Raw genomic sequence first — 21,470 nt, 5'->3', positions numbered from 1 at the left:
GATTTCCCTGGAGGAAATCACCATGTTCTATCGGGAATTACTTACCAATACAGAAGCTTGAGAAAATTCGTCCAAGCAGATCGTCCGACGTAAACTCCCCGGTGATCTCGCTCAGGTTCTGCTGCGCCAGACGCAGTTCCTCCGCCAGCAGCTCGCCGGCCCAAGCGCCGATCAGCTGGGCTTTGCCCTGCTCAAGGTGGCGAGCCGCCTCTTCCAGCGCCTGCAAGTGACGACGACGCGCCAGGAAGCCGCCTTCCATGCTGGTGTCAAAACCCATGCTCTGTTTGAGGTGGTTACGCAGGGCTTCCACGCCTTCCCCGGTACGGGCCGACAGACGAATAAGTGAGTGACCATTCACGTCGCTGATGCCCAGCGTTTCGCCGGTAACGTCGGCCTTATTGCGCACCACGGTCATCGGCAGTTTGGCCGGGAGACGGGCGATAAAGTCTGGCCAGATTTCTGCCGGGTCAACGGCGTCGGTTGTGGTTCCGTCCACCATAAACAGCACGCGGTCGGCCTGCTCGATCTCCTGCCAGGCGCGTTCGATACCGATACGCTCGACTTCATCGCTCGCATCGCGCAGGCCAGCGGTATCGATGATGTGCAGCGGCATGCCGTCGATATGGATATGCTCGCGCAGGACGTCGCGGGTGGTGCCGGCTATGTCGGTCACGATCGCCGCTTCACGGCCCGCCAGAGCGTTCAGCAGGCTTGATTTCCCGGCGTTGGGGCGACCAGCAATGACCACCTTCATGCCCTCACGCAGCAGGCTGCCCTGGCGCGCTTCGGCGCGAACGGCATCCAGATCGTTCATCACCTGGTTGAGCTGGGCTTCGATTTTGCCGTCAGAAAGGAAGTCAATCTCCTCGTCCGGGAAGTCGATAGCCGCTTCAACATAGATTCGCAGGTGAGTAAGTGCTTCCACAAGGTGATTCACGCGTGCGGAAAATGCCCCCTGCAACGAGTTCAGCGCGGAGCGGGCTGCCTGTTCGGAACTGGCGTCGATCAGGTCGGCAATCGCTTCGGCCTGAGCCAGGTCGAGCTTATCGTTCAGGAAGGCACGCTCGGAGAACTCACCCGGCTTCGCAATGCGCAGGCCAGGCAGGGTCAGAATACGTTTCAACAGCAGGTCGAGGATCACCGGGCCGCCGTGACCCTGAAGCTCCAGCACGTCTTCGCCAGTAAAGGAGTTTGGGCCGGGGAACCACAGCGCAATGCCCTGGTCCAGCGAGGTGCCGTCGGCATCTTTAAATGGCAGATAATCAGCGTAGCGCGGCTTTGGCAGTTTACCCAGCACCGCTTCGGCCACCTCACGCGCCTTCAGGCCGGAGATGCGCAGAATGCCTACACCACCGCGTCCCGGTGGGGTTGCCTGGGCGACGATAGTGTCGTTATGGCTCATGGTTGCTCTCGTTCAATACAAATAAAAAAGGCGGTCAATCGACCGCCCTTATTTTAGCGTTAAGTTACCGAATCAGGACTTTTTCTTTTCGCGGCTATGCAGGCCACGTTTTTCCAGACCACGGTAAATCAGCTGCTGCTGGATGATGGTCACCAGGTTGCTGACGATATAGTACAGCACCAGACCTGACGGGAACCACAGGAAGAACACGGTGAAGATGACCGGCATAAAGGTCATGATCTTCTGCTGCATCGGGTCAGTCACGGTGGTTGGAGACATCTTCTGGATGAAGAACATCGTCACGCCCATCAGGATCGGCAGGATGTAGTACGGGTCCTGTGCGGACAGGTCATGGATCCACAGGGCGAACGGCGCGTGGCGCAGCTCAACGGAACCCATCAGCATGTAGTACAGCGCAAGGAAGATTGGCATCTGAATCAGCAGCGGGAAGCAACCACCCAGTGGGTTCACTTTCTCTGCTTTATACAGGGCCATCATCTCCTGGCTCTGACGCTGTTTGTCATCGCCCAGACGCTCACGCATAGCCTGAATCTTCGGCTGTAGCATGCGCATCTTCGCCATGGAGGTGTACTGCGCTTTAGTCAGCGGGTACATGATGCCACGAACGATAAAGGTGATAACGATGATGGAGAAGCCCCAGTTACCCAGGAAGCTGTGGATGAACTTCAGCAGCTTAAACAGCGGCTGAGAGATGAACCACAACCAACCGTAATCAACGGTCAGATCCAGGTGCGGCGCAACGGCAGCCATTTTGTCCTGGATTTCCGGGCCGACCCACAGGGTGCTTGCCAGCTTACCGGTTTGACCCGGCTGCACCAGAACCGGCTGAGATTTGTAGCCGATGGCTGCAATACCGTTGCCGAGGTTCGCGGTGTAGAAGTTGTTCGTACCGTCGTTATTCGGTACCCACGCCGTCGCGAAATACTGTTGCAGCATTGCGACCCAACCGCCTTTAGAGCTGACGTTCAGGTTTTCGTTATCGGCAATGGTGTCGAATTTGTATTTCTCGTACTTGGTATCTGGCGTGGAGTAAGCCGCGCCACGGAAGGTATGCAGCGCAAAGTTGCTGCTTCCGGTGTCACGGTGAGACGGCAGATTGATGGACTGCTTCAGCTGACCAAAGGTAGAGATTTCCAGCGGTTTCGCACCGGTGTTCTGTACGCTGTAGCCCACGTTCACCGCATATTCACCGCGTTTCAGGGTGAAGGTTTTGGTGAAGGTGTTGCCTGCCGCGTCGGTGTAGGTCATCGGAATAACCAGTTCGTTCTGGCCATCAGCCAGCACAAAGGTGTCATTCTCGACGTTATACAGTGGACGCGCACCGTTCGCCGGGTTATCCGGGCCATCACGACCGGTCAGGCCGCTCTGTGCCTGGTAGATAAACTCAGGCGTGGTTTCCAGTAACTGGAACGGTTCGGTAGACTTCAGCTCTTTCGGGTAGGTCAACAGCAGCGCCTGCTCAACATCACCACCACGGGTGTTGATAGTCAGCTCAAGCACATCGGTCTTAACCGTAATCTGTTTCCCCTGGCCACTGGCCGGTACGCCCTGGTCGGCGGCGCTACCCGCTGCGGTGGTCGTGGTCTGCGTGGTCTGCTGCTGGGGTTGAGGATTTTTATCCTGCTCCCATGCCTGCCAGATCATGAAAGACACGAACAACAAAGCGATGATAAGAAGATTGCGTTGCGAATCCATCGTTAGTGTTCTCTGGTATCAAAAGGTCCTGGAGGGACGGGGTCGTCTCCACCTGGGTGTAAAGGGTGGCATTTTAATACGCGTTTCACCGTCAACCAACTGCCTTTTATCACTCCAAACCTGCGCAATGCCTCAATTCCGTAGCTTGAGCATGTTGGCGTGAAACGGCAATGTGGCCCGAGTAGCGGACTAATCAGGCGTTGATAGACCCGAATGAGGGCTATCAGGACCCGCGAGCCAGGCGACAGTGGCGGCGCCATAATTTTTCCAACGCTTCCGAGAGAGCACGGTTATCGAGGTCGGCAACCCCTTTTTTAGCCACCACCACGAAATCCATTGAAGGCAGTTCGTGCTGACGTAAACGGAAGCTTTCACGCGTCAGACGTTTAATCCGGTTGCGTTCATGCGCACGCTTAACGTTTTTCTTGGCGACTGTGAGACCGATGCGGGGATGCCCCAGCGAATTTTGGCGGCCGAGGATGGTGATTTGCGGCGTGCCAGCCCGTAGTGGCTGCTGGAAGACGAAAGTGAAATGAGTGGGAGTTAACAAACGTAACTCCCTGGGAAATGCGAGCTTAACCACTCAGGGGTTAGCTTTATTACTTGGAAACGGTCAGACGAGCGCGGCCTTTAGCACGACGACGTGCCAGAACCTGACGACCATTTTTAGTAGCCATACGAGCACGGAAGCCGTGAGAACGGTTGCGCTTCAGTACAGACGGTTGAAAAGTGCGTTTCATGGCGATTTCTACCTAAACTTGAATAAATTCACTGACTTTTGCGTATACCCGAACGAGATTCGAACGACTAACGCCTCAGCGTGGGTGATTAAAGAGGCCGGATTGTAATAATTGTACACTCCGGAGTCAATTCTCTTTCCTTAAATCCCTGCGTATTTCCGCACGATTTCGCGTGGAAAATGAGCAACGAACGACGCAGGAAGATGAGCATCACGCGCCGGGTCGAGGATTATACGGGCTCGCCAACAAAGCGCAAGGATCCTCCTGGATCTTCGTTAGATCATTTAAGCCCAAAATTGTCTGTGCTCATTAAATTTTCCAATATGCGGCCTAAATCGCGAGGCACTCGCGTCAGGATCGTTTACACTTACCCGATTCTGGATCTTCCTGTGGATAAATCGGGAAGAATCTGTGAGAAACAGAAGATCTCTGGCTCAGTTTAGGCTATGATCCGCGGTCCTGATCGGGATCCAGCGATCCTGGCCGGACATAAACACAACATCGTTCAGGCTGTATCAACGATAGCGTGTATAACCGCAGATAGCGGTTCGCACATCACCCTGATGGGGTCATGTCGATGTGCGCCAACAATCATGAATATTCAATAGTTTTCTTTTATTGTTCGAGTGGAGTCCGCCGTGTCACTTTCGCTTTGGCAGCAGTGTCTTGCCCGATTGCAGGATGAGTTACCAGCCACAGAATTCAGTATGTGGATCCGCCCATTGCAGGCGGAACTGAGCGATAACACGCTGGCTTTGTACGCGCCAAACCGTTTCGTGCTCGATTGGGTAAGGGATAAATACCTTAATAACATCAATGGACTGCTGAACGATTTCTGCGGGTCAGATGCCCCACAGCTGCGTTTTGAAGTGGGCACAAAGCCGGTCACCCAAACCGTTCGTGAAGTTGTCAATGTGGCAGCCCCTGCACAGGCGGCGCCCGCTCCAGCGCCTCGCGTTGCACCGGCTCGTCAAGGCTGGGATAACGTTCCGGCCCCCGCTGAGCCTACCTACCGCTCTAATGTTAACGTGAAACACACGTTCGATAACTTCGTTGAAGGTAAGTCGAACCAGCTGGCGCGCGCGGCGGCCCGCCAGGTTGCCGATAATCCCGGTGGTGCTTACAACCCGCTGTTCCTTTATGGCGGCACGGGTCTCGGTAAAACGCACCTGCTGCATGCGGTGGGCAACGGCATTATGGCGCGTAAGCCCAATGCCAAAGTAGTGTATATGCACTCCGAACGCTTCGTTCAGGACATGGTAAAAGCCCTGCAAAACAATGCGATCGAAGAGTTTAAACGCTACTACCGTTCCGTTGATGCGCTGCTGATCGATGACATCCAGTTCTTTGCCAATAAAGAACGATCGCAGGAAGAGTTTTTCCACACCTTTAACGCCCTGCTGGAAGGCAATCAGCAGATCATTTTGACCTCGGATCGTTATCCAAAAGAGATCAACGGCGTTGAAGATCGTCTCAAATCCCGCTTCGGCTGGGGCCTGACCGTGGCGATCGAGCCGCCGGAGCTGGAAACCCGCGTCGCGATCCTGATGAAAAAAGCCGACGAGAACGACATTCGCCTGCCGGGTGAAGTGGCGTTCTTTATTGCCAAGCGCCTGCGTTCCAACGTTCGTGAGCTGGAAGGGGCACTGAACCGCGTTATCGCCAACGCCAATTTTACCGGTCGTGCGATCACCATCGATTTTGTGCGTGAAGCGCTGCGCGATTTGTTGGCATTGCAGGAAAAACTGGTCACCATCGACAATATTCAGAAGACGGTGGCTGAGTACTACAAGATCAAAGTGGCAGATTTACTGTCTAAACGTCGTTCCCGCTCGGTGGCGCGTCCGCGTCAGATGGCGATGGCGCTGGCAAAAGAGCTCACCAACCACAGCCTGCCGGAAATCGGTGATGCGTTTGGTGGACGTGACCATACGACCGTGCTGCACGCCTGTCGAAAGATTGAGCAGTTACGCGAAGAAAGCCACGACATAAAAGAAGATTTTTCCAATTTAATCAGAACATTATCATCGTGACGCTATGAAATTTACCGTTGAACGTGAACATTTATTAAAACCGCTGCAACAGGTGAGTGGCCCATTAGGCGGCCGCCCTACGCTGCCTATTCTTGGAAACCTGCTGCTTCAGGTCGCTGACGGTACGCTGTCGCTGACCGGCACAGATCTGGAAATGGAAATGATCGCGCGCGTTACGCTGACTCAGCCGCACGACGCGGGCGCGACCACGGTTCCGGCACGTAAATTCTTTGATATTTGCCGTGGGCTGCCGGAAGGCGCTGAAATCGCCGTGCAGCTGGAGGGCGACCGCATGCTGGTGCGCTCTGGCCGCAGCCGTTTCTCCCTCTCCACGCTGCCCGCTGCGGACTTCCCGAACCTGGATGACTGGCAGAGCGAAGTTGAATTTACCCTGCCGCAGGCGACGATGAAGCGTCTGATTGAAGCCACGCAGTTCTCTATGGCGCATCAGGACGTTCGTTACTACTTAAACGGCATGCTGTTCGAAACCGAAGGTGAAGAGCTGCGTACCGTGGCTACAGACGGTCACCGTCTGGCGGTCTGTTCTATGCCGATTGGCGATTCACTGCCAAACCATTCGGTGATCGTACCGCGTAAAGGCGTAATTGAACTGATGCGTATGCTCGACGGCGGCGACACCCCGCTGCGCGTGCAGATCGGTAGCAACAATATTCGTGCCCACGTGGGCGATTTTGTCTTCACATCGAAGCTGGTAGACGGACGTTTCCCGGATTATCGCCGCGTATTGCCGAAGAACCCGGACAAAACGCTGGAGGCAGGTTGCGACATCCTCAAGCAGGCGTTCGCGCGCGCCGCTATTCTCTCCAACGAGAAATTCCGCGGCGTACGTCTGTACGTGAGTGAAAACCAGATCAAAATCACCGCCAACAACCCGGAGCAGGAAGAGGCAGAAGAGATTCTGGACGTCACCTACGCCGGGGCTGAGATGGAAATCGGCTTCAACGTCAGCTATGTGCTGGATGTGCTGAATGCACTGAAATGCGAGAACGTTCGCATCCTGCTGACTGACTCCGTTTCGAGCGTACAGATTGAAGATGCCGCATCACAGTCGGCTGCTTATGTTGTCATGCCAATGAGACTGTAATGTCGCTCACCCGTCTGTTGATCCGCGACTTTCGCAACATCGAGAGCGCGGATCTCGCTTTATCCCCTGGCTTTAATTTCCTGGTTGGCGCGAACGGCAGCGGCAAAACCAGCGTGCTCGAAGCCATCTATACGCTCGGTCATGGCCGGGCGTTTCGCAGTTTGCAGATTGGTCGCGTGATTCGCCACGAGCAGGATGCGTTTGTGCTGCATGGGCGCTTGCAGGGTGCCGAGCGGGAAACCGCCATCGGCCTGACCAAAGACAAGCAGGGCGACAGCAAGGTGCGCATCGACGGCACCGACGGCCACAAGGTGGCGGAGCTGGCACTGCTGATGCCGATGCAGCTGATTACGCCGGAGGGGTTTACTTTACTCAACGGCGGCCCCAAATACAGAAGAGCGTTCCTCGACTGGGGATGCTTTCACAATGAAGCCGGTTTCTTTAACGCCTGGAGCAATCTGAAGCGTCTGCTTAAACAGCGTAACGCCGCATTGCGCCAGGTCACGCGCTACGCCCAGCTGCGTCCGTGGGACATGGAATTAATTCCTCTTGCGGAACAAATCAGCCGCTGGCGTGCCGAATACAGCGCAGGTATCGCCGAAGACATGGCCGATACCTGCAAACAGTTTTTACCCGAGTTCTCTCTCACCTTCTCTTTCCAGCGTGGCTGGGAAAAAGAGACGGATTATGCCGAGGTGTTAGAGAGAAGCTTCGAGCGCGATCGCATGTTGACCTACACCGCGCACGGCCCGCACAAGGCGGATTTCCGCATTCGTGCCGACGGTGCGCCGGTGGAAGACACGCTGTCGCGCGGGCAGCTGAAGCTCCTGATGTGCGCGCTGCGCCTGGCGCAGGGGGAATTCCTCACCCGCGAAAGTGGGCGACGCTGCCTGTACCTGATAGATGATTTTGCCTCGGAACTTGACGACGCGCGGCGCGGGCTACTTGCCAGCCGCTTAAAAGCCACGCAGTCGCAGGTTTTCGTCAGCGCCATTAGCGCTGAACACGTTATGGACATGTCGGACGAAAATTCGAAGATGTTTACCGTGGAAAAGGGTAAAATAACGGATTAACCCAAGTTGAAATGAGCGAGAAACGTTGATGTCGAATTCTTATGACTCCTCCAGTATCAAAGTCCTGAAAGGACTGGATGCGGTGCGTAAGCGCCCGGGTATGTATATCGGCGACACGGATGACGGCACCGGTCTGCACCACATGGTATTCGAGGTGGTAGATAACGCTATCGACGAAGCGCTCGCGGGTCACTGTAAAGACATCGTGGTCACGATCCATGCGGACAACTCCGTGTCCGTTACCGATGACGGTCGTGGCATCCCAACCGGTATTCACCCGGAAGAGGGCGTATCTGCTGCGGAAGTGATCATGACCGTTCTGCACGCAGGTGGTAAGTTCGATGATAACTCCTATAAAGTTTCCGGCGGTCTGCACGGCGTAGGCGTATCCGTGGTAAACGCCCTGTCGCAGAAGCTGGAGCTGGTTATCCAGCGCGAAGGCAAAATTCACCGCCAGATTTACACCCATGGTGTGCCGCAGGCACCGCTGGCCGTTACCGGCGATACCGACAAAACCGGAACCATGGTGCGTTTCTGGCCGAGCCTTGAAACCTTCACCAACGTCACCGAATTCGAGTACGAGATCCTGGCGAAACGCCTGCGTGAACTGTCGTTCCTGAACTCCGGCGTGTCGATTCGACTGCGCGACAAACGCGACAACAAAGAAGACCACTTCCACTACGAAGGCGGTATCAAGGCGTTCGTTGAGTATCTGAACAAGAACAAAACGCCAATTCACCCGAATATCTTCTACTTCTCTACTGAAAAAGACGGTATCGGCGTGGAAGTGGCACTGCAGTGGAACGATGGTTTCCAGGAAAACATCTACTGCTTTACCAACAACATTCCACAGCGCGACGGCGGTACTCACCTTGCGGGCTTCCGCGCGGCGATGACCCGTACCCTGAACGCCTACATGGACAAAGAAGGCTACAGCAAAAAAGCGAAAGTCAGCGCCACCGGCGACGATGCCCGTGAAGGCCTGATTGCCGTGGTCTCCGTGAAGGTGCCGGATCCGAAATTCTCCTCACAGACCAAAGACAAGCTGGTCTCTTCTGAGGTGAAATCGGCGGTTGAACAGCAGATGAACGAACTGCTGAGCGAATACCTGCTGGAAAACCCGTCCGACGCGAAAATCGTGGTGGGTAAAATTATCGATGCGGCGCGTGCCCGTGAAGCGGCGCGTAAAGCCCGTGAAATGACCCGCCGTAAAGGCGCGCTGGACCTGGCAGGCCTGCCGGGCAAACTGGCTGACTGCCAGGAACGCGATCCGGCGCTTTCTGAACTGTACCTTGTGGAAGGGGACTCCGCGGGCGGTTCTGCAAAGCAGGGCCGTAACCGCAAGAACCAGGCGATTCTGCCGCTGAAGGGTAAAATCCTTAACGTTGAGAAAGCGCGCTTCGACAAGATGCTCTCTTCTCAGGAAGTGGCGACGCTCATCACCGCGCTCGGCTGCGGCATCGGTCGCGACGAGTACAACCCGGACAAACTGCGCTATCACAGCATCATCATCATGACCGATGCGGACGTCGACGGCTCGCACATTCGTACGCTGCTGTTGACCTTCTTCTATCGTCAGATGCCGGAAATCGTTGAGCGCGGCCACGTCTACATTGCCCAGCCGCCGCTGTATAAAGTGAAGAAAGGCAAGCAGGAACAGTACATTAAAGATGACGAGGCGATGGATCAGTACCAAATCGCGATCGCCCTTGATGGTGCGACCCTGCACGCAAACTCCAGCGCGCCAGCGCTGGCCGGTGAACCGCTGGAGCGTCTGGTCTCCGAGTTCAACGCGACGCAGAAAATGATTGGCCGTATGGAGCGTCGCTATCCGAAAGCGCTGCTGAAAGAGCTGATTTATCAGCCGACCCTGACCGAAGCCGAGCTGAGCAACGAGCAGACCGTCACCCGCTGGGTCAACACCCTGGTGAGCGAGCTGAACGAGAAAGAGCAGCACGGCAGCCAGTGGAAGTTCGACGTTCAGCAGAACGCTGAGCAACAGTTCGAGCCGATCGTCCGCGTGCGTACCCACGGCGTCGATACCGACTACCCGCTGGAGCACGAGTTTGTTACCGGTCCGGAATACCGCCGTATCTGCACCCTCGGCGAGAAGCTGCGTGGTCTGATCGAAGACGACGCGTTCATCGAACGTGGCGAGCGTCGTCAGCCGGTAGCCAGCTTCGAACAGGCGCTGGAGTGGCTGGTGAAAGAGTCCCGTCGTGGCCTCTCTATTCAGCGTTATAAAGGCCTGGGCGAAATGAACCCGGATCAGCTGTGGGAAACCACCATGGATCCGGAAAGCCGTCGCATGCTGCGCGTCACCGTTAAAGACGCAATCGCAGCGGATCAGCTGTTCACGACCCTGATGGGTGATGCGGTTGAACCACGTCGCGCCTTCATCGAAGAGAACGCCCTGAAAGCGGCGAATATCGATATTTAATCGTCGTAATACCGCACGATAACAGGCCGCGCTTTTAGCGCGGCTTTTTTATGGGCGCAGGCATATCCAGCGACATCACGGACGGTAAACGGCTCGCCAGCGTATCTATCGCTATTCTAACCCTCAGCGGCAGATGCGGCGTCTGCTGCCAGACCGCATGAACGTTGAAATGCACATCCGGTGCCTGCTTTAAGAGCGGGACGAGTTTGCCCTGGTGAATATCTTTGACGACCATCCAGCAGGGCAGCCATGCAATGCCGTGTCCGGCCAGCGCAGCGTCGCAGATTGCCTGTAAATCATCCATATTGAGTGATGAGCGGGGAGTAAAGGTGTGCGATCTCCCTTCGCTATCCATTAGCTGCCAGGGCAGCACTCTGCCTGATCGCAGATAGTTAATGGCAGTGTGGTGGGGTAAAGCAGCAACGTTTTCTGGCTGGCCGTTCTTCATCAGGTAATCCGGGGCGGCACACAGCACCATGCGATGCTCGCCCAGCCTTCTGGCGACCAGCAGGCTGCTGTCCTGCAGCGTGCCGTTACGTACCGCCATATCAAAGCCTTCCTCTACCAGATCCACCACGCGGTCGCTGAATGACATTTCAAGCTCAAGCCCAGGATGTTCCTGCGTCAGTTCTATCAGCAGTGGCGCGACGCACTGGCGACCAAACAGAACCGGCATGGCGACGCGCAGGCGGCCGCTGACCTGCTGCTTCCCTGTTTCAAGCAGCGACTCCGCGCCCCGAATCTCCTCCAGCGCGCGAAGGCAGCGTTCATAAAACAGAGCGCCGTTGTCGGTCAGCCTCTGGCTGCGGGTGGTACGCTGGAAAAGACGTACCCCCAGCCGCTCTTCAAGACGAGCAATGCTTTTTCCTACCGCCGAGCGCGACAAATGCAGACGGACGGCGGCCTGCGCAAAACTTCCCGCCTCAACGGCGGCCACAAATACAGGTATATCCTTCAGCGTATCGGTCATGAATTGTATCCACTGCGTCATCAATTATGGGAAAACTTATCGCCACTGGCGACCAGGCGTCAACGGTAGACTGTCAGTCCTAAAGCTTATTTGATGGCAGGAGAGAAAAAATGACAGAAACAATGCAGCGCTGGTCAATGAACGCCCTTGGGCGCGAGAGCCTTCAGCTTGTTCAGGTGCCTGTGTCACAGCCAGGCCCGGGGGAGGTTCGTGTAAGGGTTAATGCCGTTGCGCTCAACTACCGGGATAAAATGGTGATTGAAGGCACGATGCCGATTCCGCTTTCCTTCCCGTTTACCCCAGCATCTGACATGGCAGGCGTGGTGGACAGCATCGGCGACGGCGTTACGCGCTTCAAACCCGGCGCGCGGGTCATCTCAACCTTCTTCCCTGAGTGGATCGACGGTAAGCCGCAGGCGGACGCGCGCAATCTGCCCTATAAAACGTCCGGCGGATACTTCCAGGGCATGCTGGCCGAATATGTGATTGTAAGTGAAAACGCGCTGGTGGCATCCCCGGAAAGCCTGGATGACGCTGAGGCCAGCACGCTTCCTTGCGCGGGGCTTACCGCATGGTTCGCGCTGGTGGAGCGCGGTCATTTACGCGCCGGGCAATCGGTGCTGGTACAAGGCACGGGCGGTGTGGCGCTATTCGCTTTGCAGATAGCAAAAGCGCACGGCGCAGAAGTTATTGTTACGTCGGGGAGTGATGAAAAACTGGCTCTGGCCAAAAAGCTGGGAGCCAGCCAGGGCATCAACCGACTGAAAGGCGACTGGGCTGAAAATACGCTGGCACTGACGCAGGATCGCGGCATCGACCATATTATCGAAACCGTGGGTGGGGAGAACCTGAGACATTCCCTTCGCGCGGTAGCCGTTCACGGGCGTATCTCCGTTATTGGCGTGCTGGCCGGAACGGACATTTCCCTGCCTGCTGGCGAGCTGCTGCTGAAATCCCCCGTCATTCAGGGGATTGGGGTTGGACACCGCCGGGCGCTGGAAGATTTCGTCCGTGCTGTTGATGTCACGGAGTTAAAACCGGTGATTGAACATCGCTATCGTTTTGACGAACTGGAACAGGCGCTTGAGCATCTGGATCGCGGTGCGTTTGGCAAAATCGTTCTCACCCGCGAGTGAGTTCTTGTTCCCGGGATAAATATAAAAGGGGCTTTTTGTTACGCAAGGTAGCTCTATTTTTGTGTGCTTAATCGCGTTAGCATGAAATAGCACTCATTTATCCCGGGGACCTCATGGCTATCAAACTCATTGCAATCGATATGGACGGCACGCTGCTGCTGCCAGACCACACTATCTCTCCTGCCGTTAAAAATGCGATCGCCGCCGCACGCGAAAAAGGCGTGAACGTGGTGCTCACCACCGGACGCCCGTATGCCGGGGTGCACAGCTACCTGAAAGAGCTGCACATGAATCAGCCTGGCGATTACTGCATCACCTATAACGGCGCTCTGGTGCAAAAGGCAGCCGATGGCAGCACGGTGGCGCAAACTGCACTGAGCTATGATGACTACCGTTTCCTGGAAAAGCTCTCCCGCGAAGTGGGCTCTCACTTCCACGCGCTCGATCGTAATACGCTTTACACCGCCAACCGCGATATCAGCTACTACACGGTGCACGAGTCCTACGTTGCAACCATTCCACTGGTGTTCTGCGAAGCGGAAAACATGGACCCGGCAACCCAGTTCCTGAAAGTGATGATGATTGATGAACCTGCGGTTCTCGACAAAGCCATCTCACGCATTCCGGCTGAGGTAAAAGAGAAATACACCGTGCTGAAAAGTGCGCCGTACTTCCTCGAAATCCTCGATAAACGTGTCAATAAAGGCACGGGTGTCAAATCGCTTGCCGATGCGCTGGGCATCAAGCCTGAGGAGATTATGGCGCTGGGCGACCAGGAAAACGATATTGCGATGATCGAATATGCAGGCATGGGCGTGGCGATGGATAACGCGATCCCGTCGGTGAAAGAAGTGGCGAACTTCGTCACCAAATCTAACCTGGAAGACGGCGTGGCTTATGCGATTGAGAAATTTGTCCTGTCCTAACAGCTGTCTGTAATCATCAGCCTCGGTTATCAACCGGGGCTTTTTTTGGCGCTGAATTTATCGAATTGTTCTTTTTGTGATCTGGATTGTAGTACAACATTAACTGATTGTACTACATTGTCACCACGGCAATGGCGAAAGGACTCACGTTTGTACTGCAAAAGTGAGGCGAAATTCAGCGGTCGCGGTAAAGTAGTGATGGACTTACAGAGCACAAGGACTCTCCATGACACTCAATAAAACCGATCGCATTGTCATCACGCTGGGCACTCAGATTGTGGGTGGCAAATACGTTCCCGGTTCGCCGCTGCCAGCAGAGGCTGAACTGTGCGAGGAGTTTGAAACCTCGCGCAATATCATCCGGGAAGTGTTCCGCTCGCTGATGGCGAAGCGGCTGATTGAAATGAAGCGCTATCGCGGCGCGTTTGTTGCGCCGCGTAACCAGTGGAACTACCTCGATACCGATGTTCTGCAATGGGTACTGGAAAACGACTACGACCCACGGCTTATCGGCGCGATGAGCGAAGTCCGAAATCTGGTGGAACCGGCCATCGCCCGCTGGGCGGCAGAGCGCGCAACGTCAGGTGACCTGGCACAGATTGAGTCGGCGTTAAACGACATGATCGCCAATAACCAGAATCGGGAGGCGTTCAACGAGGCGGACATTCGCTACCACGAGGCGGTACTGCAGTCGGTGCATAACCCGGTGTTACAGCAGCTTAGCGTGGCGATCAGCTCGCTACAGCGAGCAGTATTTGAACGTACCTGGATGGGCGATGAGGCCAACATGCCGAAAACGCTTCAGGAACATAAAGCGCTGTTCGATGCGATACGGCATCAGGACGGCGATGCGGCAGAGCAGGCGGCGCTGACCATGATCGCCAGCTCGACACGAAGGTTGAAGGAAATCACATGACATCACGCTACATCGCAATTGACTGGGGATCGACCAATCTGCGCGCCTGGCTCTACCAGGGGGAGCAGTGTCTGGAAAGCAGGCAATCAGAAGCAGGTGTGACGCGCCTGAACGGTAAATCCCCCGAAGCGGTGTTAGCAGAGGTGACACAAAACTGGCGCGACGGTACTACGCCAGTGGTGATGGCCGGAATGGTCGGCAGTAACGTGGGCTGGAAGGTTGCGCCTTACCTGTCGGTTCCGGTGCATTTCACCGCCGTTGGCGAGCAGTTAACGTCTGTTGGCGACAATGTCTGGATTATTCCCGGTTTATGCGTCTCTCGCGTCGATAACCATAACGTGATGCGCGGCGAAGAGACGCAGCTGCTCGGGGCTCGCACCCTTTCTCCTTCTTCTGTCTACGTCATGCCCGGGACGCACTGCAAATGGGTCCAGGCGGATGCTGAGCAAATTCATGATTTCCGCACGGTGATGACCGGCGAACTGCACCACTTGCTGCTTAAGCATTCGCTGGTGGGGGCCGGTTTGCCGGAGCAAACCCCTTCGCCGGAAGCGTTTGCCGCCGGGCTTGAGCGCGGGATCGCATCCCCTGCCGTTTTGCCGCAACTTTTTGAGGTTCGCGCCTCGCACGTGCTGGGAAATCTTCCGCGCGAGCAGGTCAGCGAATTTCTGTCCGGCCTGCTGATTGGCGCAGAAGTCGCCGCCCTGAGCGACGGGTTCGCCGGGCAGCAGGCCATCACGCTCGTCGCGGGTTCATCGCTGACGTCTCGTTACCGCCAGGCGTTCCACGCTATCGGACGGGATGTTGCTGCGGTGGAAGGCGACACGGCATTTCAGGCAGGCATAAGGAGCATCGCTCATGCAGTGGCAAACTGATCTTCCCCTGATAGCGATTTTGCGCGGTATCACGCCCGGTGAGGCCTTAGCGCACGTTGGCGCGGTGATCGACGCCGGGTTCGACGCGGTGGAAATCCCGCTCAACTCCCCGGAATGGGAAAAAAGCATTCCGGCAGTTGTTAAGGCGTTCGGTGATAAGGCGCTGATTGGCGCTGGTACCGTATTACAGCCGGAGCAGGTGGATGAGCTGGCGAAGATGGGCTGCAAGCTTATCGTCACACCGAATATCAACCCCGAGGTGATCCGCCGGGCGGTGGATTACGGCATGACCGTATGCCCGGGTTGCGCCACGGCCACAGAAGCCTTTTCCGCCCTCGATGCGGGCGCACAGTCTCTCAAAATTTTCCCGTCGTCGGCCTTTGGTCCGGATTACATCAAAGCGCTGAAAGCGGTCTTACCCGCCAGCGTGCCGGTCTTTGCCGTGGGCGGCGTCACGCCGGAAAACCTGGTGCAGTGGATAAAAGCAGGTTGTGCGGGCGCGGGGCTGGGCAGCGATCTCTATCGCGCCGGACAGCCCGTTGAGCGTACCGCACAGCAGGCGGCAGCATTTGTGAAAGCGTATCGAGAGGCAGTGCAATGAAAATAACCAAACTTACCACGTACCGTTTACCCCCGCGTTGGATGTTCCTGAAAATCGAAACCGACGAAGGCGTGGTTGGCTGGGGCGAGCCGGTGATTGAAGGCCGTGCGCGCACCGTTGAAGCCGCGGTTCACGAGCTGGGTGAATACCTGATTGGCCAGGATCCGGCGCGCATCAACGACCTGTGGCAGGTCATGTACCGGGCGGGATTTTACCGTGGCGGTCCGATCCTGATGAGCGCCATCGCCGGTATCGATCAGGCGCTGTGGGATATCAAAGGCAAAGTGCTGAATGCCCCGGTCTGGCAATTAATGGGCGGCCTGGTGCGAGACAAAATCAAAGCCTACAGCTGGGTGGGCGGTGACCGCCCTGCGGAAGTGATCGACGGTATCCGGCAGCTGCGCAACATCGGTTTTGACACCTTCAAACTCAACGGCTGCGAAGAGATGGGCGTTATCGACAACTCGCGCGCGGTAGACCGGGCGGTGAACACCGTGGCGCAAATCCGCGAGGCTTTCGGCAACGAGATTGAGTTTGGCCTGGATTTCCACGGCCGCGTCAGCGCGCCAATGGCCAAAGTGCTGATTAAAGAGCTGGAGCCGTATCGCCCGCTGTTTATTGAAGAGCCTGTTCTGGCCGAGCAGGCGGAATACTATCCAAAACTGGCTGAACAGACGCACATTCCCATCGCGGCGGGGGAGCGTATGTTCTCGCGCTTCGAGTTTAAGCGCGTGCTGGAAGCGGGCGGCATTGCGATCCTGCAACCGGACCTCTCCCACGCGGGTGGCATCACTGAATGCTACAAAATTGCCGGCATGGCAGAAGCCTACGATGTGGCGCTGGCGCCGCACTGTCCGCTTGGGCCGATTGCGCTGGCAGCCTGTCTGCATGTGGACTTCGTCTCCCGCAATGCGGTGTTCCAGGAACAAAGCATGGGCATTCACTATAACAAGGGCGCGGAGCTGCTCGACTTTGTGAAAAACAAGGAAGACTTCAGCATGGAAGGCGGTTTCTTTAAACCGTTAACGAAGCCGGGCCTTGGCGTGGAGATCGACGAAGCCAAAGTCATTGAGCTGAGTAAAAGTGCGCCGGACTGGCGTAACCCACTGTGGCGTCATGAAGACGGTTCCGTAGCCGAGTGGTAAATCGCCGGATGGCGCTACGCTTATCCGGCCTACTCTCTCGTAGGCCCGGTAAGCGAAGCGCCACCGGGCAAAAAAAACGTACATAGAAAAAATATAACCCTCTGTAAATTACAGGGCATGGTGAGCGGCTTCGCTATGCCCAAAATCTGGAGACAGATTGCGATGGATATTCCAGTTACTGCTGCAAAAACCGGGCGTCGTCGTTACCTGACGCTGATCATGATCTTTATTACCGTGGTCATTTGCTATGTAGACCGCGCCAACCTCGCCGTGGCCTCGGCCCATATTCAGGAAGAGTTTGGCATCACCAAAGCGGAAATGGGCTACGTCTTCTCGGCGTTTGCCTGGCTGTATACGCTCTGCCAGATCCCCGGCGGCTGGTTCCTTGACCGCGTGGGGTCACGTCTGACCTACTTTATCGCTATTTTGGGCTGGTCCGTGGCGACCCTGTTCCAGGGCTTCGCCACCGGGCTGATGTCGCTGATAGGCCTGCGCGCCATCACCGGGGTGTTTGAAGCGCCCGCGTTCCCGACCAACAACCGCATGGTGACCAGCTGGTTCCCTGAACACGAACGTGCTTCCGCTGTTGGTTTTTACACCTCCGGGCAGTTTGTTGGTCTGGCGTTTCTGACGCCGCTGTTAATCTGGATCCAGGAGCTGCTGAGCTGGCACTGGGTGTTCATCGTCACCGGCGGGATCGGCATTATCTGGTCGTTAATCTGGTTCAAGGTCTATCAGCCGCCGCGTCTGACCAAAAGCATCACCAAAGCCGAACTGGACTACATCCGCGACGGCGGCGGTCTGGTGGACGGCGATGCGCCAGTGAAAAAAGAGGCGCGCCAGCCGCTGACCAGAGCGGACTGGAAGCTGGTCTTCCACCGTAAGCTGGTGGGCGTATATCTGGGCCAGTTCGCGGTGACCTCCACGCTGTGGTTCTTCCTCACCTGGTTCCCGAACTATCTGACCCAGGAAAAAGGGATAACCGCGCTGAAGGCGGGCTTTATGACCACCGTACCCTTCCTTGCGGCGTTTTTCGGCGTCCTGCTCTCGGGCTGGCTGGCGGATAAGCTGGTGAAAAAAGGCTTCTCACTGGGCGTTGCGCGTAAAACGCCGATTATCTGCGGACTGCTGATCTCTACCTGCATCATGGGAGCGAACTACACCAACGATCCAGTGTGGATCATGACCCTGATGGCGGTAGCGTTCTTCGGGAACGGTTTTGCCTCCATCACCTGGTCGCTGGTGTCGTCCCTGGCACCGATGCGGCTGATTGGCCTGACTGGTGGCGTATTCAACTTCGTTGGCGGCCTGGGCGGGATCACCGTGCCGCTGGTCATCGGTTACCTGGCGCAGGACTACGGCTTTGGTCCGGCTCTGGTGTATATCTCTGCCGTGGCGCTGATCGGCGCGCTCTCCTACATCCTGCTGGTAGGTGACGTGAAACGAGTAGGCTAATCCCTTCGGATGTTTTACCCTGATGCGATAACCGCGCATCAGGGTATTTTCATGAAACAAATCACCTTCGCTTCCCGCAACCACCAGCTCACCAACATCAACATCTGGACGCCAGACAGCCAGTGGCTTGTCTATGATGTCCGCCCGTCCGGCGCGTCGTTTACCGGTAAAACCATTGAGCGGGTCAACGTCGGTACGGGCGAGGTTGAGGTGATCTACCGTGCGACTGACGGCGCGCATGTCGGCGTGGTGACCGTTCATCCTGCCGGGGAGAAATATGTTTTTATCCACGGCCCGAAAAACCCGGATGCAGACTGGCAGTATGATTTTCACCATCGTCAGGGAGTGATTGCGCACAACGGCCAGGTGAGCAATCTTGATGCGATGGATATCACCGCGCCTTACACGGCGGGGGCGCTGCGTGGCGGCAGCCACGTTCACGTTTTTAGCCCGAACGGGCAGTTCGTCAGCTTTACCTACAACGACCATGTACTGCACGCGCGCGATCCGCAGCTGGATTTGCGTAACGTCGGGGTGGCGGCGCCTTTTGGTCCGGTAAATCCACAGGGGAACCATCCGCGGGAATATGCTGGCACCTTCTGGAGCGTGCTGGTAAGCCGGACAACGCCGAACCCGCAACCGGGCAGCGATGAGATCAACCGCGCCTATGAAGAGGGCTGGGTGGACAACGACAGGCTGGCGTTTATCGGCGATACGGTGTCTGCGAAAGGCGAGAAAGTACCCGAACTGTTTATTGTGGACCTTCCCAAGGACGAGCAGGGCTGGAAACGGGCGGGCGATGCGCCGTTGCAGGGGACGCCGGATACAATGCCCGCGCCGCCTGCGGGCGTCATGCAACGCCGCCTTACCTTCACCCATCAGAAGGCGTATCCGGGGCTGGTGAACGTGCCGCGCCACTGGGTGCGCAGCAATCCACAGGGGACGCAGATTGCGTTTTTAATGCGGGACGATAACGGCATTGTGCAGCTGTGGCTTATCTCCCCTGAAGGCGGTGAGCCGCGTCAGTTGACCCACGCTGAGAGCGATATTCAGTCGGCCTTTAACTGGCATCCTTCCGGCAACGGGCTGGGATTTGTGCTTGCAGGCCGCATTGCCTGCTGCGATGCGCAGACCGGAGAGGTGACGTTTTTGACGTCCGATCATGGCAACCCGCCGTCTGCTGACGCTGTGGTGTTTTCCCCGGACGGACGTTTTGTTGCGTGGATGGAAGAGAAGGACGGTTTCCGCCAGCTGTGGCTAACGGAAACCGCACAGAATTAGCGCGGGGTCATCTCTGCGGGCGGGATGACGGAGTTAGTCGCCAGCGTCTCCTGCTCGCTTTTCTCAACGCGCGAACGCACTGAGCTGTCGGTGCGGAACATATCCCACGGCAGCAGAAGCGTATCGGCAACCGCCGTAAACGGCATATCAAGAATCGCCAGAGATTTGGTACCCCAGTTTGTCTCATCATCAGAGATCATGGCGGCACTGGCGCGCGTCCCCGGATATGTTCCTTCTTTACCGCCGGTGTGCGACATCACGCTCGAACACCCGCAAAGTAAAACAACCCCGCTGAACGTCGCCAGCTTAATCAGAACATTTCTCATCATCACTCAGTCATCATTAGTAGCACGGCATTGACCTGCAACTCAGGGTTATAGCGAGGCGCGTCCAAAATGGATAGCTCAAAACTCCCGCACTGTGGTCGCCATCGCAATTTAACCCTTTGTGCTGTGCCCCTGAGTCTATGCGACAACCAGCAAAGTGCAAAAAAATCTCACATCAACAGGCTTGAAAAGGCCGTATCCAGACCCATTTTAAGAATGTAACCCGATAACGGACACGCCTGATGGGTGTTCGGGGAAGCAGAAGCCTGTCCATGGTGGAAGGCTACATTTTCTCGCTGATTCCAGGAGTTTTTATCTATGCGTAATTTCGATCTCTCTCCGCTATACCGTTCTGCCATTGGTTTTGATCGTCTGTTCAACCACTTAGAAAACAACCAGAGCCAGAGCAACGGCTATCCTCCTTACAACGTTGAATTGGTTGACGAAAACCACTATCGCATTGCGATTGCTGTCGCCGGTTTCGCAGAGAGCGAACTGGAGATCACCGCGCAGGACAATCTGCTGGTGGTGAAAGGCTCCCATGCGGGCGAGCAGAAAGAACGAACCTACCTCTACCAGGGCATCGCAGAGCGCAACTTTGAACGCAAGTTCCAGCTGGCTGAGAACATCCACGTCAAGGGCGCGAACCTGGTGAACGGCCTGTTGTTTATCGAACTGGAACGTGTGATTCCGGAAGAGAAAAAACCGCGTCGTATCGAAATCAATTAATTAAGCGGGTCGCGGCTGCGGCCCACCTGAAATTGCTTGCCGTAAAGGGAGCATATGCGAATCCGTAAGGGTTTGCAGGTACAACTGCGCACAAAAATAAACTGTGCCGAACTCGCTTCTCAGAAGGAGATTTAGTATGCGTAACTATGATTTTTCCCCCCTGCTGCGTCAGTGGATCGGTTTTGACAAACTGGCTAACGCGCTGCAAAGCGCAACCGAACAGCAGACGTTTCCGCCGTACAACATCGAAAAAAGCGATGATAACCACTACCGCATCACGCTTGCGCTGGCCGGGTTTCGTCAGGAAGATCTCGACATCCAGCTTGAGGGTACGCGCCTGACCGTTAAAGGGTCACCGGAAAAACCAGACACCGAGACCAAATGGTTGCATCAGGGGCTTGTCACTCAGCCGTTTAGCCTGAGCTTTACCCTGGCAGACCATATGGAAGTTTCTGGCGCGACGTTCACTAACGGGCTGCTGAATATTGACCTCACCCGTAACGTGCCGGAAGCTATCGCGCCGCAGCGCATCGCCATTAGCGACAGGCCGGCGTTAAACAGTTAACAAACCCGCCGAAACTGTAGGTCGGGTTAGGCGCAG

At 56.2% G+C, this 21,470-nt stretch carries 21 protein-coding genes and 1 other annotated feature; of the genes, 14 read left to right on the top strand and 7 right to left on the bottom strand.

The features are described from left to right. Positions 1-37 precede the first annotated feature (37 nt). The 5 genes from mnmE to rpmH all read right to left on the bottom strand — a co-directional run bounded on the left by mnmE (position 38) and on the right by rpmH (position 3,858). Entirely contained in the window at positions 38-1,402 is a 1,365-nt protein-coding gene (gene mnmE, locus ACOTXC_RS16855) for a tRNA uridine-5-carboxymethylaminomethyl(34) synthesis GTPase MnmE (protein ID WP_421767851.1), read from the bottom strand. A 72-nt stretch (positions 1,403-1,474) separates the two neighbouring features. After that, positions 1,475-3,118 carry a membrane protein insertase YidC gene (gene yidC / locus ACOTXC_RS16850; protein ID WP_023298949.1) on the bottom strand — a complete coding sequence of 548 codons (1,644 nt, stop codon included), beginning with the start codon at positions 3,116-3,118 and terminating at the stop codon, positions 1,475-1,477. A gap of 2 nt (positions 3,119-3,120) precedes the next feature. Next, on the bottom strand, positions 3,121-3,378 hold the full coding sequence (gene yidD, locus ACOTXC_RS16845) for a membrane protein insertion efficiency factor YidD (protein WP_001307474.1): 258 nt from the start codon (positions 3,376-3,378) through the stop codon (positions 3,121-3,123). After that, entirely contained in the window at positions 3,342-3,701 is a 360-nt protein-coding gene (gene rnpA / locus ACOTXC_RS16840; protein ID WP_006808764.1) for a ribonuclease P protein component, read from the bottom strand. The genes yidD and rnpA overlap by 37 nt, the downstream gene beginning before the upstream one ends. A 16-nt stretch (positions 3,702-3,717) precedes the next feature. Continuing rightward, complete coding sequence (gene rpmH, locus ACOTXC_RS16835; protein ID WP_000831330.1) at positions 3,718-3,858, bottom strand: 50S ribosomal protein L34; 141 nt, start codon at positions 3,856-3,858, stop codon at positions 3,718-3,720. Positions 3,859-4,496: 638 nt separating this feature from the next. On the opposite strand from rpmH, the gene dnaA reads away from it, so the two are divergent. Genes dnaA through gyrB form a run of 4 tightly spaced genes read left to right on the top strand, consistent with a single transcriptional unit; the run spans position 4,497 to position 10,509 of the window. Next, positions 4,497-5,891 (top strand): chromosomal replication initiator protein DnaA, encoded by a 1,395-nt coding sequence (gene dnaA, locus ACOTXC_RS16830; protein ID WP_003861124.1) that lies wholly within the window; start codon positions 4,497-4,499, stop codon positions 5,889-5,891. Positions 5,892-5,895: 4 nt separating this feature from the next. Beyond that, complete coding sequence (dnaN, locus tag ACOTXC_RS16825; RefSeq protein ID WP_003861122.1) at positions 5,896-6,996, top strand: DNA polymerase III subunit beta; 1,101 nt, start codon at positions 5,896-5,898, stop codon at positions 6,994-6,996. Next, entirely contained in the window at positions 6,996-8,069 is a 1,074-nt protein-coding gene (gene recF, locus ACOTXC_RS16820) for a DNA replication/repair protein RecF (protein WP_022646527.1), read from the top strand. The genes dnaN and recF overlap by 1 nt, the downstream gene beginning before the upstream one ends. Positions 8,070-8,097: 28 nt before the next feature. Next, entirely contained in the window at positions 8,098-10,509 is a 2,412-nt protein-coding gene (gene gyrB / locus ACOTXC_RS16815; protein ID WP_063137909.1) for a DNA topoisomerase (ATP-hydrolyzing) subunit B, read from the top strand. 34 nt (positions 10,510-10,543) lie between these two features. Here the strand turns inward: gyrB and ACOTXC_RS16810 are convergent, their stop codons facing one another. Continuing rightward, entirely contained in the window at positions 10,544-11,479 is a 936-nt protein-coding gene (locus ACOTXC_RS16810) for a LysR family transcriptional regulator (protein WP_126490085.1), read from the bottom strand. Between the two features lie 110 nt (positions 11,480-11,589). Between ACOTXC_RS16810 and ACOTXC_RS16805 the strand changes: the two genes are divergently transcribed. From ACOTXC_RS16805 to ACOTXC_RS16770, 8 genes are all read left to right on the top strand, one after another. Continuing rightward, on the top strand, positions 11,590-12,615 hold the full coding sequence (locus ACOTXC_RS16805) for a zinc-dependent alcohol dehydrogenase family protein (protein ID WP_023298953.1): 1,026 nt from the start codon (positions 11,590-11,592) through the stop codon (positions 12,613-12,615). Between the two features lie 113 nt (positions 12,616-12,728). After that, positions 12,729-13,541 (top strand): sugar-phosphatase, encoded by an 813-nt coding sequence (yidA, locus tag ACOTXC_RS16800; protein ID WP_023305134.1) that lies wholly within the window; start codon positions 12,729-12,731, stop codon positions 13,539-13,541. Positions 13,542-13,767: 226 nt separating this feature from the next. Further along, on the top strand, positions 13,768-14,457 hold the full coding sequence (dgoR, locus tag ACOTXC_RS16795; RefSeq protein ID WP_003861109.1) for a D-galactonate utilization transcriptional regulator DgoR: 690 nt from the start codon (positions 13,768-13,770) through the stop codon (positions 14,455-14,457). Continuing rightward, the gene (locus tag ACOTXC_RS16790) at positions 14,454-15,332 is read left to right on the top strand and encodes a 2-dehydro-3-deoxygalactonokinase (protein WP_250116054.1); all 879 of its coding nucleotides are present in this window, start codon (positions 14,454-14,456) and stop codon (positions 15,330-15,332) included. The genes dgoR and ACOTXC_RS16790 overlap by 4 nt, the downstream gene beginning before the upstream one ends. Beyond that, entirely contained in the window at positions 15,316-15,933 is a 618-nt protein-coding gene (locus ACOTXC_RS16785; protein WP_063152590.1) for a 2-dehydro-3-deoxy-6-phosphogalactonate aldolase, read from the top strand. The genes ACOTXC_RS16790 and ACOTXC_RS16785 overlap by 17 nt, the downstream gene beginning before the upstream one ends. Further along, positions 15,930-17,078 carry a galactonate dehydratase gene (dgoD, locus tag ACOTXC_RS16780; protein ID WP_003861103.1) on the top strand — a complete coding sequence of 383 codons (1,149 nt, stop codon included), beginning with the start codon at positions 15,930-15,932 and terminating at the stop codon, positions 17,076-17,078. Before ACOTXC_RS16785 ends, dgoD begins: the two co-directional genes overlap by 4 nt. A gap of 117 nt (positions 17,079-17,195) precedes the next feature. Then, complete coding sequence (locus ACOTXC_RS16775; protein WP_161496779.1) at positions 17,196-18,533, top strand: MFS transporter; 1,338 nt, start codon at positions 17,196-17,198, stop codon at positions 18,531-18,533. Positions 18,534-18,584: 51 nt separating this feature from the next. Further along, complete coding sequence (locus ACOTXC_RS16770; protein WP_074172191.1) at positions 18,585-19,814, top strand: DUF3748 domain-containing protein; 1,230 nt, start codon at positions 18,585-18,587, stop codon at positions 19,812-19,814. On the opposite strand, the gene ACOTXC_RS16765 is transcribed toward ACOTXC_RS16770, so the two are convergent. After that, entirely contained in the window at positions 19,811-20,143 is a 333-nt protein-coding gene (locus tag ACOTXC_RS16765; protein WP_032622035.1) for a YceK/YidQ family lipoprotein, read from the bottom strand. The genes ACOTXC_RS16770 and ACOTXC_RS16765 overlap by 4 nt on opposite strands. Positions 20,144-20,390: 247 nt before the next feature. Continuing rightward, positions 20,391-20,465, top strand: a sequence feature (ROSE (Repression Of Heat Shock gene Expression) occurs in the 5'-region of heat shock genes and acts as an RNA thermometer to modulate expression.). Here ACOTXC_RS16765 and ibpA point away from each other — a divergent pair. Both ibpA and ibpB read left to right on the top strand, forming a co-directional pair. Beyond that, the gene (gene ibpA / locus ACOTXC_RS16760) at positions 20,459-20,869 is read left to right on the top strand and encodes a small heat shock chaperone IbpA (RefSeq protein ID WP_003861094.1); all 411 of its coding nucleotides are present in this window, start codon (positions 20,459-20,461) and stop codon (positions 20,867-20,869) included. (Overlaps the previous feature by 7 nt.) Before the next feature lie 136 nt (positions 20,870-21,005). Then, the gene (gene ibpB / locus ACOTXC_RS16755) at positions 21,006-21,434 is read left to right on the top strand and encodes a small heat shock chaperone IbpB (protein WP_022646539.1); all 429 of its coding nucleotides are present in this window, start codon (positions 21,006-21,008) and stop codon (positions 21,432-21,434) included. The last annotated feature ends 36 nt before the right edge of the window (positions 21,435-21,470 follow it).

It is taken from the genome of Enterobacter cloacae complex sp. IR5428, assembly GCF_049238585.1.
In the GTDB taxonomy this organism is placed as follows: domain Bacteria; phylum Pseudomonadota; class Gammaproteobacteria; order Enterobacterales; family Enterobacteriaceae; genus Enterobacter; species Enterobacter intestinihominis.
Note: the sequence above shows the minus strand (reverse complement) of the source record. Positions and strands in the feature narration are given on the sequence as shown.